The sequence below is a fragment of the Aestuarium sp. genome (assembly GCF_023253315.1).
Classification (GTDB): domain Bacteria; phylum Pseudomonadota; class Alphaproteobacteria; order Rhodobacterales; family Rhodobacteraceae; genus Marivivens; species Marivivens donghaensis.
In genome coordinates this window covers 76,299-92,398 of record NZ_JALRGW010000006.1, presented here as the reverse complement: position 1 = coordinate 92,398, position 16,100 = coordinate 76,299, and the positions used below count along the sequence as shown (strand labels likewise).

15 protein-coding genes are annotated in these 16,100 nt (G+C 55.9%); 8 read left to right on the top strand and 7 right to left on the bottom strand.

From position 1 onward, the window contains the following. Positions 1-7: 7 nt before the first annotated feature. Together AC1QQ2_RS05650 and cueR are read left to right on the top strand one after the other, a co-directional pair. A complete protein-coding gene (locus tag AC1QQ2_RS05650; RefSeq protein ID WP_479712399.1) occupies positions 8-2,437 on the top strand; it encodes a heavy metal translocating P-type ATPase in 2,430 nt (809 codons plus the stop codon). Continuing rightward, positions 2,437-2,841, top strand: a complete 405-nt coding sequence (gene cueR, locus AC1QQ2_RS05645) for a Cu(I)-responsive transcriptional regulator (protein WP_438986910.1) — start codon at positions 2,437-2,439, stop codon at positions 2,839-2,841. Before AC1QQ2_RS05650 ends, cueR begins: the two co-directional genes overlap by 1 nt. Here cueR and AC1QQ2_RS05640 read toward each other — a convergent pair. The 3 genes from AC1QQ2_RS05640 to AC1QQ2_RS05630 form a co-directional block, all read right to left on the bottom strand. Next, positions 2,820-3,635 carry a bifunctional allantoicase/(S)-ureidoglycine aminohydrolase gene (locus tag AC1QQ2_RS05640; protein WP_105235805.1) on the bottom strand — a complete coding sequence of 272 codons (816 nt, stop codon included), beginning with the start codon at positions 3,633-3,635 and terminating at the stop codon, positions 2,820-2,822. The genes cueR and AC1QQ2_RS05640 overlap by 22 nt on opposite strands. A gap of 117 nt (positions 3,636-3,752) precedes the next feature. Further along, positions 3,753-4,712, bottom strand: a complete 960-nt coding sequence (locus tag AC1QQ2_RS05635; protein WP_479712398.1) for an aldose epimerase family protein — start codon at positions 4,710-4,712, stop codon at positions 3,753-3,755. After that, positions 4,709-5,416, bottom strand: a complete 708-nt coding sequence (locus AC1QQ2_RS05630; RefSeq protein ID WP_479712397.1) for a 2-dehydro-3-deoxygalactonokinase — start codon at positions 5,414-5,416, stop codon at positions 4,709-4,711. Before AC1QQ2_RS05630 ends, AC1QQ2_RS05635 begins: the two co-directional genes overlap by 4 nt. A gap of 124 nt (positions 5,417-5,540) precedes the next feature. Between AC1QQ2_RS05630 and AC1QQ2_RS05625 the strand changes: the two genes are divergently transcribed. Beyond that, entirely contained in the window at positions 5,541-6,782 is a 1,242-nt protein-coding gene (locus tag AC1QQ2_RS05625) for an Hsp70 family protein (protein WP_479712396.1), read from the top strand. On the opposite strand, the gene AC1QQ2_RS05620 is transcribed toward AC1QQ2_RS05625, so the two are convergent. From AC1QQ2_RS05620 to AC1QQ2_RS05610, 3 genes are all read right to left on the bottom strand, one after another. Next, positions 6,783-8,153, bottom strand: a complete 1,371-nt coding sequence (locus tag AC1QQ2_RS05620; protein WP_479712395.1) for an aminotransferase family protein — start codon at positions 8,151-8,153, stop codon at positions 6,783-6,785. Between the two features lie 109 nt (positions 8,154-8,262). After that, positions 8,263-10,827, bottom strand: a complete 2,565-nt coding sequence (locus AC1QQ2_RS05615; RefSeq protein ID WP_479712394.1) for a hybrid sensor histidine kinase/response regulator — start codon at positions 10,825-10,827, stop codon at positions 8,263-8,265. 37 nt (positions 10,828-10,864) lie between these two features. Next, positions 10,865-11,386, bottom strand: a complete 522-nt coding sequence (locus tag AC1QQ2_RS05610; protein WP_479712393.1) for a putative pterin-binding protein — start codon at positions 11,384-11,386, stop codon at positions 10,865-10,867. Between the two features lie 328 nt (positions 11,387-11,714). Between AC1QQ2_RS05610 and AC1QQ2_RS05605 the strand changes: the two genes are divergently transcribed. Next, the gene (locus AC1QQ2_RS05605; RefSeq protein WP_067550152.1) at positions 11,715-12,317 is read left to right on the top strand and encodes a response regulator transcription factor; all 603 of its coding nucleotides are present in this window, start codon (positions 11,715-11,717) and stop codon (positions 12,315-12,317) included. Between the two features lie 53 nt (positions 12,318-12,370). Here the strand turns inward: AC1QQ2_RS05605 and AC1QQ2_RS05600 are convergent, their stop codons facing one another. After that, positions 12,371-13,210, bottom strand: a complete 840-nt coding sequence (locus AC1QQ2_RS05600; RefSeq protein WP_479712392.1) for a hypothetical protein — start codon at positions 13,208-13,210, stop codon at positions 12,371-12,373. A gap of 86 nt (positions 13,211-13,296) precedes the next feature. On the opposite strand from AC1QQ2_RS05600, the gene flgB reads away from it, so the two are divergent. Genes flgB through AC1QQ2_RS05580 form a run of 4 tightly spaced genes read left to right on the top strand, consistent with a single transcriptional unit; the run spans position 13,297 to position 16,098 of the window. Further along, complete coding sequence (gene flgB / locus AC1QQ2_RS05595; protein WP_105235799.1) at positions 13,297-13,689, top strand: flagellar basal body rod protein FlgB; 393 nt, start codon at positions 13,297-13,299, stop codon at positions 13,687-13,689. After that, positions 13,689-14,108, top strand: coding sequence for a flagellar basal body rod protein FlgC (flgC, locus tag AC1QQ2_RS05590; RefSeq protein WP_479712391.1), 420 nt, complete (start codon positions 13,689-13,691; stop codon positions 14,106-14,108). The genes flgB and flgC overlap by 1 nt, the downstream gene beginning before the upstream one ends. A gap of 15 nt (positions 14,109-14,123) precedes the next feature. Then, the gene (locus AC1QQ2_RS05585; protein WP_479712390.1) at positions 14,124-14,795 is read left to right on the top strand and encodes a flagellar hook assembly protein FlgD; all 672 of its coding nucleotides are present in this window, start codon (positions 14,124-14,126) and stop codon (positions 14,793-14,795) included. A 25-nt stretch (positions 14,796-14,820) separates the two neighbouring features. Continuing rightward, the gene (locus AC1QQ2_RS05580) at positions 14,821-16,098 is read left to right on the top strand and encodes a flagellar hook protein FlgE (RefSeq protein ID WP_479712389.1); all 1,278 of its coding nucleotides are present in this window, start codon (positions 14,821-14,823) and stop codon (positions 16,096-16,098) included. Positions 16,099-16,100 lie beyond the last annotated feature (2 nt).

Here is a 16,100-nt window from a genome sequence, read left to right as displayed (position 1 = left end):
GTGACCAATGGCCCGCCAAATGACCATCGCGGTGAGCGGAATGACATGTGCGGCATGTGTTGCACGAGTCGAGAAAATTCTCGGCCGCACCGATGGCGTTGAAACGGTGTCGGTGAATTTGGCCAAGGAAACGGCGACGATTACCTACTCGGACAACACCGTGCCATCGACCGTTTTAGAGGTGCTCGGCCAAGCGGGATACCCCGCACGCGTAGAAAGCGTATCTCTCGACGTGTCGGGCATGACCTGTGCGGCCTGCGTTGGTCGTGTTGAAAAACTGCTGACCCGTCAGGCGGGGATTGTCTCGGCTCAGGTGAACCTCGCGACAGAAACGGCGCAGGTTGAAACAGTCTTGGACGATTTGACGCCTGTGCTCGATGCGTTGGGCAAGGCAGGCTACCCAGCTCAACTGTCATCTGGTGGACGCAAGGCCGTTTCGGAACGCAAAGCCGAAGAAGCCGCAGCAATTCGGTCGCAATTCACCACGGCTTTGCTTCTGACACTGCCCGTTTTCGCCCTCGAAATGGGTGGGCACTTGTTCCCTCAGGTCCATCACTGGGTCGATATGGTGATCGGACAGTCCATGTTCCGTCGTATCCAGTTCCTGTTGGCAACTTTGCTAATGGCTGGTCCGGGGCAGGGGTTTTATCGCCTTGGTATTCCAGCCTTGTTCAAAGGCTCGCCTGATATGAACAGTCTTGTCGCCATGGGGGCGGGCGCTGCGTGGCTCTATTCAACGATCGTGACCTTTGCTCCGGGCTTTGTGCCCGTTGAGGCGCGCGCCGTTTATTTTGAGGCGTCGATGGTGATCATCACGCTGATCCTACTAGGGCGCTTTTTCGAAGCGCGGGCAAAGGGGCGGACGGGCGCTGCGATCGAAGCTTTGGTCAAACTACGCCCGACAACCGCCAGTGTTCTTACAGATGAAGGTGAGGTGCAAACCTCAGTCGAAAAACTTGTTCCCAGGGACATTGTGCGCATTCGCCCAGGGGAGCGGGTGCCTGTCGATGGTATTGTCGTCGATGGCAGCTCGTTTTTAGATGAATCGATGCTGACTGGCGAACCCGTTCCCGTGCTCAAATCCTTGGGTGATCAGGTCATCGGCGGGACGATGAATACGGACGGATCGATCTGCATGGAGGTGCGGGCCATTGGTGCCAACACCGTACTGTCGCGGATTGTGCAGATGGTCGAGCAAGCGCAGGTCGCGAAACTCCCGATCCAAGGCTTGGTCGATCGGATCACAAGCATTTTCGTGCCCATTGTGATTTTGATTGCTTTGGTCACCGCGGTAATCTGGATGATTACTGGCCCTGGGGTTTCTTATGCCGTGGTCGCGGCGGTCTCTGTCTTGATCATCGCATGTCCTTGCGCCATGGGCCTTGCCACCCCGACCTCGATCATGGTCGGGACGGGCCGTGCGGCTGAATTGGGCATATTGTTCCGTCGGGGTGATGCTCTGCAGCGCTTGAACGAGGTCACAACGGTTGCCTTTGATAAGACGGGCACACTGACCGAAGGCCACCCGCAAGTCGTCACAATCTACGCGCAGAACCGTCGTGAAGCACTTCGGTTCGCCGCCTCTGTTGAGGCAAAATCCGAACATCCAATGGCGCGGGCTATTCTGCGTGAGGCGACGTCAAATGGTGTCCAATTGGCTGCCGCCCAGTCATTCAAATCGACCGCAGGGAAAGGCGTCTCTGGCATCGTTGATACCCATCGGGTTTTGGTTGGATCGGAACGGTTCTTGACTGAAAATAACGTCTCGGTCGCTGCGTATTCGGCAAGAGCGGCGTCCCTCGCCCAAGAAGGCCAGACCCCGTTCTTTGTTGCTGTAGATGGCGCGATGGTCGCTCTTATCGGTGTTGAGGACCCTATCAAAGCTGGGGCCAGAGATGCCATTTCTGCGCTTCAAGAACGCGGGATGCGCGTGGCGATGGTCACGGGCGATAACATCGCCACCGCAGAGAGCATCGCGCGGCGGCTCGGCATTGATACGGTCGTGGCTGAAGTGCTTCCTGAAGGCAAAGTCGAAGCGGTCAAAGATCTCCAAGCGAACGGTCCTGTGGCGTTCTTTGGCGACGGGATCAACGACGCGCCCGCTTTGGCGCAGGCAGATGTCGGTGTCGCCATGGGCACGGGGACAGACGTCGCCGTAGAAACAGCGGACGTTGTGCTGATGCGTGGGGACCTCAGCGGTGCCGTTGCATCGGTTCGGATGAGCCGCGCAGTTATGCAAAACATTCGGCAAAACCTCTTTTGGGCATTTGCCTATAACATCGCGTTGATCCCCGTTGCTGCTGGCGTGCTTTATCCCGCATTTGGCATGCTCATGTCGCCCATGCTCGGGGCCAGCGCCATGGCCTTTTCGTCAGTGTTTGTGGTCAGTAACGCGCTACGTCTCCGTAGCTATTCAGCAGGACGGAAAGTGCGCTGATGAATATCAAAGAAGCCTCGGCTAGAACCAACCTTCCCGCGAAAACGATCCGTTATTACGAGGATATCGGCCTCGTTCAGCCAGATCGCAATGCGAACGGCTATCGTGCATTTGAAGAATCCGACATTCACAAACTTGCGTTTATCGGGCGGGCGCGTGGTTTGGGTTTTACCGTCGAAGAATGCCGCACCTTGCTGCATCTCTACGAAGACACGACGCGCACAAGCGCAGAGGTGAAATCCATTGCGCGCGATCACCTTGCACGGATCGATCAGCGGATTTCTGAGATGAAAGAGATGCGCAAAACCCTAGCTCATCTCGTGTCTTGCTGTGCGGGCGATGATCGGCCCAACTGTCCAATCCTCGATAGCCTCGCCGCGGATCAGAGCGTCAAATCTGGGTGACGGTGGACGTCTTTGTAGAGCAGGTATCGGAATGGTTCGTTGCTGGTCGCGACGCAAGCCTGCGGGCAAAACGCGCGCAGCCACATGAAATCGCCGGGACCGACATCAACCCAGCGTTCGTTCAGTAGATACCGCGCTGTGCCTTGTAGAACATAAAGCCCATGTTCCATCACGTGCGTTTCCGCAAAGGGGATGCGGCCACCTTTGGTAAAGGTCACGATGTTCACGTGCATATCGTGGCGTAGATCGGTTTGATCGACGAACCGCGACGTTCCCCAATCCTTAGTCTCGGACATCCAACTGATCGGAGTGTCATAATCGCTTGTGATATACGGCATTGGCGCATCATAGCCGTGCGCATGGACATATTGGCGGCGGACCCAGTGGAATTTCAGCGGGCCATCGCCCGCATTGCGTAAGGTCCAACGCGTATGGGGCGGAATGTAGGCGTATCCGCCCGCCATCAAAATATGGGTCTGGCCCGCAACGATCAGCTCCATAATACCGTCTGCGATGAACAGCACCGCCTCGGCATTTCGGTTCGGCTCTGGCGTGTCGGAGCCACCGTTTAGTCCGACCTCGACTGCATATTGCGCAAAGGTTTCGGCAAACCCGCTAAGTGGGCGTGCCAAAATCCAGCACCGTGTGTCAATCCACCCAGGCAGAAGGCTGGCGGTAATGTCCCGCATCGTTGCGGCTGGGATCAGCGCGTAGCTCTCGGTGAAATGAGCACCGTTCTGCGCAGGATCATCATCCAGAGAGGGCATTCCACCCAACGGAAAGGCATATGACATCAAAGTACTTTCACCTGTGCGAACCCCACGCCGAAGAAAACGACGTTAGGCCGATGATATCATAAGCGGCTCATTTCTGAGAACTTTTAGGCTCTGCCCAATTTTTATGAAGGTTTGTTATGCCAGATGTTCAAACCGCCATTCTACTTCTTGGGTCCAAACCTCACCCGCTTTGACGGTGATCTTTGGGAAGGACGGTTCATGCGGTGCGTTCGGCCAATACTGCGGTTCAAAGGCGAGAGCGGCGTAATCGGCAAACCCCGCGTTCGATGCCGTGCGGCCATCATAGACCTGAAGCCCAGGCATGTCGGTCGCGATGGTCATCCGAAGATCCCCGCCCTCGAGGGTCACGACATCGCGTAGATCTAGCTTGATCCGCGATAGGCAGAAGTTGTGGTCAATCGGCGGGTTGGCTGGAACGACGTCACGCAGGGTGCGGAAATCGTAGTCGGTACCTTCAACTTCGGTCACTTCGGTTGGAATGTTTTCAGCGTCTGTGGGCAAATAGTTCTGCGCTTTGATCTGCAATTTGTGACCCGCAAAGGTCGGGTCGCCTGTCAAATTCCAATAGCTGTGATTGCAGATGTTGATCATGCTCAACTCATCCGTCGTCGCAGTGATTTCCATCCGCATAACGTTGTCGGGCAGAATGGCGAAATGGGCCATGACGCGCTGGTTGCCGGGGAAACCAGCTTCGCCATCCGCGCAAAGGACGGTCAGCGTGACGGTATCGGGAGTTTGATCCTCAACAGTCCAAAGTTTGAACTGGCTGCCCCCTTCGGCAGAGTGAAGGATGTTGCGTCCCTCGTTCGGGGTCAGCATGTGCTCGATCCCGCCAAAGGTCGCGCGTGCGCCTTTGATCCGATTGCCAACAGGTGCGATGATCGGGCCGTAGTGCTTCATCGAAGTGAGGTAGTCGTTGATGTCGTCGGACCCTAGCGTGAGGTTGTAATCATGCCCTTTCAAACGCACGTCCTGCACGATTGCGCCATAGGTCAGGATCCTGACCGAAAGATCACCGTTCGAAATGGTGATCCGGTCCACAGTACGTCCATCAGGAAGAGTGCCGAAAGTCATTGAGCTATTCCTTTGTAAGCGGCCACGAGGCCAGCAAGAGTTGTGTCGGGCATCTGTAAAACAGGAACCGATTGAGTGGTCAGGGCGCGGGCATATCCGTCAGCGATCACGCCGTCGCCAATCACGGCAACGCGCTGACCGAGCCAGTAGGCCCGACTGCCTTTGAGGTCGGCCCCGATCAACAGGCCCAAAATGCGGCTTACGGCGTCACCTTCTGCAATGCGGGCCGACGCGATATGAGACAGGATGCGTTCTGGTCGATCCATCGCTTGGGCCAGACCTTCGTCGAACGCTGCTGTCGACATCGCGCCAGAGGCAAAGGCGGCAAAGGTTTCGGGTGTGACAGAGCTCTGAAAACTCACGATTTCGCCTGCGCTGACATGGACCCAGTGGACTTGCGTGGACACCAAACAGATCACACCGTCCCAATCATCCTGAATGGCCAAAAAACCTGCGATTGCTGCCGAGTGGGGAAGCCGATGCGCGGGGCTGTCCTGAACCACAGGCCCGAACTGTCCCGACGGCGGCAACGCCTTGCATGGCACACGGCTCACCGCTGCATCGGGGAGCCCAGCGATCACTTGCGGACCTTGCCAATCGCCGATTAACGCTTCAGGCGTTGTGCCCGTGCGCTGGGCCAATGGGATGTGATCGTTCATCAGCCATGATCGGCCAGATGTCAGGTCAATTGCGATCCAAGTCATGTGTCACCTCTTGCCTTCTTCAACCATGAAACGGCCCAAAGGCAAAGAGGGTAGGCCGCAACCTACTTGCCGCGTGGCGCGATTTTGGGTAGCTCCGCAGACTTTGATGACGTTGGAATACCCTATGACCGCTCCCACTCTCGCAATTGACTTTGGAACGTCGAATTCCGCCGTCGCTATCGTTGAAAATGGCGTTCTGCGTCGGCTTCCGATTGAGGATGGCGCGGACACCTTGCCGACGGCGGTATTCTTTCCTGCTGACCGCGGGGAAATGGTGATCGGTGCCGCTGCGGCAGAGGCGCTGATTGCGGGGGATGAGGGACGCTATATGCGTGCGCTGAAATCAGTCCTCGGCACATCGCTGTTTCACGAACAGCGCCCGATTGGTGGGCAGCGCCGCACGCTGGCCGACATTGTAACGGCGTTCTTAGTCGAGGTGAAAACCCGTGCCGAGGCGCAGATCGGTCAGACCTGCACGCGCGTCTTGTCTGGGCGTCCCGTCAGGTTCCACTCTGCCGATGCTGAGCGCGATCAAAAGGCCGAGGATGACTTGCGGGCCTGCTATCACGCGGCGGGCTTTACCGACGTTGAGTTTATGTTCGAACCCGAAGCTGCCGCTTGGGCCAGTCGTGCTTTTGGTGGGGTTGGGCAAACGGGGCTGATCGTGGATATCGGCGGCGGCACCTCCGACTTTTCCGTGTTCCAGAGCGATGATGATCGGCTGGATATTTTGCACAGCCACGGCATCAGATTGGGCGGCACCGATTTCGACCACGCGATTTCGATGGCCCACGCGATGCCCTATTTCGGATATGGCGGAGAGTTGCGGCGCACCTTTGGCGAAGGTCTACTGCCCGTGCCCAAATCGCTCTACGTTGATCTCTCAACTTGGGCCAAGATCCCGTTTCTCTATACCCGCGAAACGCTTCGTCTGATCGAGGATATGCAGCGTCATGCTGTCGACAGCGACGCGATGGATCGACTTCATGCTGTAATCGAAGACCAGCTTGGCCACGAAATCGCCTTTGCGGTTGAGGCGGGAAAGATCGCCGCAAACTCGGGCGAGCGGTCGGCGATGATCGACTTGGGTTCAGTTGAAAAGGGTCTGACTGTCCCAATCTCGGCGGGGTCGATGGGCGACGCGCTGTCCGAATTTCAGATGCAGTTGCGCGAGGCAATCTATGCGACGATTTTCGGTGCGGGCCTCACACCAGATAAAATCACATCCGTGGTATTGGTCGGCGGGTCGAGCCTCATGAACCTTGTTCAATCCGAGGCCCGCGCCGCCTGTCCAATGGCGCGTATCAACCGAAACGAGGCCTTCACCGCTGTTGTCGACGGTTTGGCGCTCGCTTCGGTTGGCTGATTAGGCCATCACGCGTGTCAGGGCCTGATCGACCGCATCGGTGATCTGGTCGATATCGTCCGCAGTCGCGATCAGTGCGGGCGCGAACAACAGTGTATTGTTGAAACCCGGCATAGAGCGGTTAGACGCCCCGATAATCACGCCGTTTTTCAGACAGTCTGCAACGACCGCCATCACACGTTTTTCGTCCATCGGTTCACGAGTTTCGCGGCTCTTGACCAGTTCCGCACCTTGGAACAGACCCATGCCGCGGACTTCACCGATGCAATCGTGTTTGTTCATCAGGTCGAGCAGGTTCTGGTGCAGACGGTTGCCCATCGCTGCAGAGTTTTCGCAGAGGTTTTCCTCTTCGATGATGCGCATGTTTTCGAGCGCTGCAACCGGGCCAGCCGTGCAGCCGCCGAAGGTCGAAATATCGCGGAAATAGCCAAGCGGATCGTCGGCATCTTTGAATTTTTCAAAGACCTCGTTCGTGGTGACGCAGCAAGAGATCGCCGCATAACCAGATGCGACGCCTTTGGCCATCGTGACGATATCGGGTTTGATGCCGAACTGCTGATAGCCGAACCAAGTCCCCGTGCGACCAAGGCCACAAACAACTTCGTCGATGTGCAGCAGGATATCGTATTTCTTACAGATTTCCTGAACGCGTTCCCAATACCCTTGCGGCGGCACGATGATGCCGCCACCAGCGGTGATCGGCTCGAGGCAGAGTGCGCCAATGGTATCTGGCCCCTCGCGCAGGATCACATCTTCAATCGCTTGGGCTGCACGTTCGCCATAACCCTCACCTGGCTGATCAGCGCGGTATTCGAGGCAATGCGGAACCTCAACAAAACCAGGTGCGAACGGGCCGTACTGCGCATTGCGTTCTTGCTGGCCACCTGCGGAAAGGCAGGCAATCGTGGTGCCGTGGTAATCGCGGTCACGGTAGAGAATTTTGTGTTTCTTGCCGCCATAGTGTTTGTGCGAAATCTGGCGGACCATTTTAAAGGCTTTCTCGTTCGCCTCGGAACCCGAGTTCGCATAGTAGACGCGGTCCAGACCCGGCATCTTCTCGATCAATCGCTGTGCGAATTCTGCACCCGGAATGGTCCCCTTTGCGCCGGCGAAGTAGCACATTTTCACCAGCTGATCGCGGACGGCATCAGCTATTTCTGTACGGCCATAGCCGACGTTGACGGTCCATACACCGCCCGATACAGCATCGAGGTGCTCTTTGCCCGTGATGTCCCAAACGCGCATCCCTTTGCCTTCGACGATGATCTGCGGGTCGATCGTTTCAAAGGGTTTGTGTTGGGCAAGATGGTGCCACACATGCGCGCGGTCGGATTCGATGACCGAAGCAGGATCGTTATGATATTGAGACATGGAAACCTCCGAAGGCGGGACCATAAAGGTTCCCGATAATTTGATCATATTGATCGGAGGGTGCGCTGGATTTTGGCTTTCGTCAACCTGTTCGAAAAGGACAATCGACTTATTGCGAGACGTTTTCTGAGGCGATTTCCTCGAGTGCATTGCGGGTCATAGACCAGCATTGCGGTAGGTCAGACAGCTTGGTACGCATTTCGTCGGCGCGGCCCGATTTCCCCAACACCTCAAGCTCGCGTAGCAAATCGCTGAATTGCAGCGTGCCAAAGAGAGACGCCGAACCAGCCAGTTTGTGGATGTCGCCGATCAGGATGTTGTCGTCGTTGTCAGGTGAGGTTGTGAACTGGTCGACCAAGCTATCGGTTTCGGCCAGGAACGCGTTCAGCAGTTTCGACGATCTTTCAGCGCCAAGGTCGCTCAAGAGGCCGCGCACGGCTTCGGTGTCGAGAAGGGCAGGCAGTGCGCGAGGGGCCGCCGCTGCAATGATTTCTGGGCTCTTGATGCTCAGAGCTTTGGCGAGCTTTGCACGCGAAATCGGTTTGACCAAAACATCGTTCATGCCTGAGTCTTTGAACCGTTCAATGTCCTCTGGCAGTGCGTTTGCGGTAAGCGCAACAATACGTGTGTCGCGACAACGTCCGTCACCGTTACGAATGGCTAGGGTGGCGGCGACGCCATCCATGCGCGGCATCGAAATATCCATCAAGATAACATCGTAGTGACGCAGGTTCGCGGCTGCGACGCCCTCTTGACCATCGTTGGTGAGGGTCACGCTGTGACCTTCTTTGCGCAACATCTCTTCGACCACCAACTGGTTGATCTGGTTGTCCTCGACCACAAGAATATCGAGCGATTGTTCTGGTTTTGGGCGCGGCGCTGGTTTTGCTTCAACTTCGACAGTTTCGGCAGCGCCTTTGGATAGGATTGGTAGAGGCAGGCGGAACCAGAACAGGCTGCCATCGCCCGGTTCGCTCTCTGCGCCAATGGCCCCATCAAGAGATTCAATCAGACGTTTCGCAATCCCAAGGCCGAGGCCCGTACCGCCGTATTCGCGCGCATATGTCGTGTCCAGCGTCACGAAGTCATCAAAGATCCGATCAAGATCCTCTTCGTTGATGCCGATGCCGCTGTCGATAATGCGGAATTCGACCACATCACTGTCACCCAGTTTTTCGGCCTCAATGCGAACGACGCCGTCACGGGTAAACTTGATCGCGTTTGAGACGAGGTTCAGCAGCACCTGACGCAACCGTTGCTGGTCGCCCAGAACGGTCGGATTGCCAAGCGCTTCGAGATCAATTTCGAGTTCCGTGTGGTTCGCATGTGCGAGGCTGCGCTGGCCATCGGCCACTTCGCTCACGAGAACAGACAAATTAAACGGCCGCTTCTCAGAACCTGTCCGACCTGCATCAAGCCGCGCGATGTCCAACACGTCATTGACATGGTGCAAGAGCAGCCTACCAGAGGTTTCGATGATCCGCAGGTAATCACGTTGACGTGGATTGAGCTCGGTTTCCGCGAGCAGTTCCATCGTCCCCAGCATCCCGTTGAGCGGGGTGCGCATTTCGTGGCTCATAACAGCCATGAATTCGGCTTTGGTCCGTTCGCCAGCCAATGCCTCGTCGCGTGCCTTGAGCAGTTCTTGCTCTGCGGCGACCTGAGCGGAGTTGTCGCGAAGGAATGACACGAACAAAATACGGTTCGATGCGGGCGCCCGCGCGATGGAGAATTCACAAGGGAACAGCTCACCGTTTTTGCGTAGGGCTTCCATCTGGATGCGCCCACGACCAACCACATGAGTGCTGCCGTCGCGAAGGTGGCGTTTCATACCCTCAAGGTGCGCTTTGCGGTATTTCAGCGGGATAATCATATCGACCATCGGCGATCCGATGGCTTCGGTCCTGCTATAACCGAAAATGTATTCCGCAGCGCCGTTATATTCGACAATCAACCCCGCCTCATCGATCACGATGACGGCGTCGAGTGTCGAAGACACCATCGCTTCGAGGCGAGCAGAGGTGGTTCGTGTGACTTCGGCGCTGCGTTGCGCGACGCGGTACAATTGGAACAGAACGATGGCGAGGATCACGAGCGCCATGACGAGCGCCATGGTCAGCGCCGCTACGCGCATCAAGGTGAGCCAAACCTCGGACCTGCTTCGGTCTGAGACGCCAGCAAAATAGTCGATGCCGATCAATGCAATTTGCCGAACGGCAGTCCCGACAATCTCGACCTGTTTAGATAGTTCTGGCAATTGAGCGCGCAGTTCGTCGTCTGGCCCATCAATCAGCGGGATCATGTCGTTGACGGCTGCGTTTAGCCCCGCAAGGAGGTTAGCAAACGACAGTTCGCCCCTCAGCGTTTCATAGGCTTGGCCCGTGCGGAATGTGGCCACGCGGCTGTAAAGGATGTCAAACCGTCGCCGAACATCCCTTACGTCGCCATCGAGTTGAGCCTCTGTGATTGCAGCGTGGAAGTTGAGATATTCAACTTCCAGCTGGGACAATACCCATTGCACGTTGTCGGAACTCGCGGTCGCTTGTTCCTTAATCTTTCGGTTCACCTCGAAGCCGAGGATGGCAATCGCGCCAAAGCACACCAAGAGAACCACACCAAGTATGCCAAAGCGGGCCCATCTTAGGGGCTGTTGTTTGTTGCCTTGAGCCGTCACGAACCATCCGTGTTCTATTTACTCATGACCTAACGGATCACTCCGTTATTTCTATACGATCTAACTGCCAAATGCTCCGAGAATAAACGACTTCGGTTTGGAATTGGGGAGCCTCATCGTAGGGATATACAATCCAGAGGGGCCCCTTGTCACGAAGTGTCATCACAGAACCGTTATTTTCATAGGCAATCAGCGCAGCTGTGCTGGTTGGATCATCAAGGGGGATTTCGATTGCATAATCGTTAACTGCAGTCGCCTTGATGACAGTTCCTTCGGCTTCAACAGCTTCAAGTAGAGCGGTGAGCGGGACGCCAACGAAAGATTGAACGCCTTCGGTCCAAATTGTTGTTGTCTCGATCGACGTCATGCCGAGCTCTTTGATCATGTCGAGATCAAAAACTGCCGTGTCATTGTCGTTTGTCGAGGCGATTCCACCAGAGACCGTCAGAATGATTTCACTTTTTGGTTGCGCCAAATCTGCAGCGTGAGAGGTGGTTGAAAATGATGCAAAACAAATGGTTGCTGCAATTTTTCCTAGTTTTAATAACGACTGTTCCATTTGCTTTCGAATCTCCTCTGGGTGGATTGGTATCTTCAGGCTCTGAGATTGCACCTTTTGAAGTAGGTTGCATTCAAGCATAGGGGTATTAGTGTATGCTAAAGTATATATTATGTTGCCGTGAGAACGTTAAAGTATACGTACGCAAGTATACGACATCGTCTGGTTGTGCGGTAACCATTCCTTAGTAGCGAAGTTTGATTTCTTCGGGTTGAATGGTGAAATGATGTATAATCAAAATGTACAAGGCGTCGTTAAAGGCGCGAAATTAGGTGGGATAACTCCCTTAGCACAGGGCGGATACTCCACAAAATTGACGGAGCAAACCATGCGGGTACTTATCGCAGACGACCATGATCTGGTTCGAGAGACTGTTGCGGCCTTTTTGATGGCTGAAGGGGTCGTCGAAGTTAAGACGGCTGCGTCATTGGATGAAGCTGTGAAGATCACAGAAGAAACTGGTAGCTTCGATGTGGTTCTCCTCGACTACAACATGCCGGGGATGAATGGCCTCGAAGGTTTGACCAAGATGCGCGCGTCGAATGACGGTCGTCCTGTTGCGATCCTGTCCGGCACCGCGACCCGCGACGTTGCTGACGCCGCTCTAAAGGCTGGCGCGGCAGGGTTTGTTCCGAAAACGCTTGCCTCGAAATCGATGGTGACAGCGATCCGCTTTATGGCGGCTGGTGAAACCTACGCCCCGTTCGGCTTCATGCAAGAAGCGCCGGCTGCGGGTGACGGTCTGCTAACCAAACGCGAAACTGACGTTTTGCGCGGCATCTGCGAAGGTAAATCGAACAAAGAGATCGCTCGCGACCTCGACCTTCAGGAAGTGACTGTGAAACTCCACGTCAAGACACTGAGCCGCAAGCTCGACGCGCGGAACCGTACGCAGGCAGCGATGATCGCACGCGATCGTAACCTCGTCTAAGAATTTAAACGCCACTCACGGCACAAAAGGGCGGTCCGAGAGGGCCGCCTTTTTTAATCGTCCATATCGTCGCCAAAGCTTCCGCCTAACTGGTCAAAGAGGGCACTACCGCCGCTCAGTGCGGAGAGGTCTGTTGTGGGCACGCCCTTTTTCGCTTTGACGGGTTTGGGTGCCTCTGGTTGTGGTTCGACCACTTCGGCCGCTTCGACTTCGGTGGTGTCAGATCGCTCCGTTTCATCGGCTTCCGCAAAAGGGTCCCAGTCAACGTCGGACTGACTTGTGTCACTATCGTCGGGCGGGAACACGAGTTCTGACGCCGAGAAGTTAGTCGAAGGAGCTGGTGCGAGCGATGTAAAGTTGGACGCATCAAGCGCGTCGTTCTCGTCTTCGGCAAGCGCTGAGACGACTTCCCCCAGAACCTGTTCGTCGGTTGGGGCGTCTGCGGTGCCATCGAGCGAAATGTCGTCGCTGTCGACGCTATCTGCTTCGTTCTGGTCTTCGTCCTCTTCGACGGCGTCGTTACCACCGAATTGCAGAAGCATCGTCGCGTCAGACAGATCCAACGACATCATGGAAGATGCCTTCTTGGGTTTGTCCTTCGCTGGCGGAGCTTCCTCAGCGACTTCGATTTTCTCAACAGGCTCTTCGATTACTGGCTCAGGTTTTGGCAGCTTTTTCGGGATGAATTTGGCTGGTTTAGACGGCTCAGCAGTCAAAATTTGCATCCGCACGGCCCGCAGCAAACGTCGCGTTTCACGGTCGGCCGCTCGGTCGTAGAGCTCGGTCAACCGCGCAATGTCAGGGCTATTGGGCTCGTTCGAGACTTTGCGCATGATCGCGCGCACTGCTTTTTTTGCAGCGTTTGAACGCGGAAGGAGGTTTTGTTTCGACATGCGCTGCTCCGGCTTTGGGCAGTTGGCACAGCCCTTGCAGTTTCCGGTCTGATTGGCGGTCTTCGCCCGAGAACCGGATAGCAACTATGACGACAGGATTGAGAGAAGGTTTAGGCATCCACGCGCAAGCATTGGCTTTGCGCGGGCAGCGGAACAACGTTTTGGCATCCAACATCGCCAACGCGTCCGTCCCAGGATTCAAAGCCAGAGACTTTGATTTTGAAGCAGAACTATCGCGTCAAACCCAACTGGGCGCCTCGTTGCGGACCTCGTCGTCGCAGCACATGGCTATGCCGACCACTGGGCCTGCGGGCGAAAACGGTTACCGCGTCGCTGTGATGCCGTCGATGGACGGGAATACCGTCGATATGGCGCTCGAACAGATGGAATTCGCGGAAAACACGGTTCGCTACCAAACCAGCCTTGAACTTCTGAACCGTCGGATTTCTGGCCTTATGACTGTGATTAGAGGTGAATGATGAGCGGTCCTAGCAACATTTTTGACCTCGGCAAAACGGCGATGTCTGCACAGATGGTGCGGATGAACACCTTGGCGTCGAACATCGCCAACGCTGGTTCTGTCGCGTCTTCCCCCGAAGAAGCCTACCGTGCAATGCGACCTGTGTTTGAGACAGAATATTCGGGTCGGATTGGCGATCTAGGCACCTTAGCGACCTCGCGCGCTGTGGATGTTGTCCAGCTAGACCGCGACCCAGAATCCAAATTCCTGCCGGATCACCCGTTGGCTGACGCCAATGGCTTTGTCTACGCCTCAACCGTCAACGTCGAAGAAGAGATGGTCGAGATGATGGAAGCTAGCCGCGCATACCAAAACACCCTCGAAGCAGTGTCGACCATGCGGACGCTCATGTCGCGCACTGTCGCAATGGGCAAATAAGGAAGGGCCGACAAGATGACGACGATTGATGGGTCGAACCCGTTCTACAATGGCAACTTGGGTCAGGTCACAACTGACAAACAGGCCAATTCTTTGGGACAACAAGAATTCCTTGTTCTGCTGACCACCCAGCTTCAGAACCAAGACCCGCTGTCCCCGATGGATAACACCGAATTCATTTCACAGATGGCGCAGTTTTCGACCGTTGAAGGGATCGACCGTGTGAACGCGTCGGTTACATCGCTCGGCGATATGCTCGGCGGTAATCGCGTGTCGACGGCGGCTAGCCTACTGGGTCACTCTGTTCTGGTCCCTGGCAACATGGCGCGGGTCGACGATCAGGGTGAAATTCACGGGATGGCCGAATTGTCGTCGAACGTATCATCGATGACCGTCACCTACACTGATCCCAACACCAACCAACCGATCCACGTCCAAGAACTGGGCGCGCAGGTCGGTGGCATGATCGAATTCGGCTGGGACGAGGTTCCTGCCGCCATTCAGGCCGTCAACGGACAGGTTCGCGTGTCCATCATGGCCGAAACCGAAAACGGAACGATCAGTGTTCCGGCTTCGGTCTTTGCACGCGTCGACTCCGCTTTGGGCGGACCGTCTAGCGACACCATCACTCTTCTCGTCGAGGATTACGGAGCCCTCGATACGACCGAAGTCACAGCGTTCCGTTAATCCTATAACCGGAGGTTTTTGAAACATGAGTATGACCACCGCCCTGTCCGGCCTGATGGCAGCACAATCGGACATCGCCACCACATCGCACAACATCTCGAACGCGGGCACAAACGCCTTCCGAAAAAGCCGCGCTGAATTTTCGGATGACTACTACTCGGCTCCGATGAACGCGTTCCGCACGGTAACGGGTTCTGGTACCCACCTGTCCCGTGTTGCGACGCAATTTGGTCAGGGCAACTTTGTTGCGACAGGCCAGACACTTGATATCGCGATCCAAGGCGCAGGGTTTTTTGCGGTGACACCGCAAATGGTTGGAAGCGATACGATTGTCGACATCAGCTACACCCGCAACGGTGCCTTCTCCATTGATGCTGACGGTCTGGTAACGGACAGTTCAGGGCGCGCACTTCTTGCCTATCCTGTGGCGGATGACGGCAGCATTCTCGAAATGTCGTCGCAGGCTCTGAGCGCGGTTTCCATTCCGTTGAGCTTCGGTGAAGTGTCACGGACCAGTGAAATTGACCTCGCGCTGAATATGCCTCGTGGCGAGGATATGTTGGGTCAACAGGATGCGGTACCCGCAACGAATGCGTTCGATAATACCGACCCAACGACCTACGCGTTCTCAACGCCAGTGCCAATGATGGATGAGAACGGTCAAACGATTGAAGCGCGTGCTTATTTCGTTCGTTCGAAATCCCCAGACGCCACTGATCCGACCACCGAATACCAAATGCATCTGTTCGTGGACGGCAGCGAATACCCGTCGACTGGCGCGACGACACCCGCAACGATGGTTTTTGACGAAGCGGGTGAAGTTGATGCGACGACCCCTCTGACCTTCGCGCTTGCTGGCGTTGATTACACCGTGAATACCGACGGTTCCCGTCTGCGCGATCTGCCGTTCTCGGTTGCGAGCGTTCAGGAAAATGGCGTTCGAGAAATCGGCCTTTCCAGCCTCGAAGTTGACGCTGGCGGCGTGATTTGGGGCAGCTACGGTTCGCAGGCTCGTCTTGCGCTTGGCCGCATCGCGCTCGCTGATTTTGCAAACCCTCAGGGTTTGCGTCAGGGTGGCAGCGCAAGTTTCGAAGAAACCTCTGACTCGGGTCGTCCGAACTTCTCTGCAGCGGGTGAATCTGGGTTTGGTCGTGTTCAGTCGGGTATGCTCGAACGTTCGAACGTCGACCTGACCGAAGAACTGGTGAACCTGATTTCTGCACAACGGAACTATCAGGCGAACGCAAAAGCGATGGAGACATCGTCCTCGCTGATGCAGACCATCCTGCAAATCCGCAGCTAATT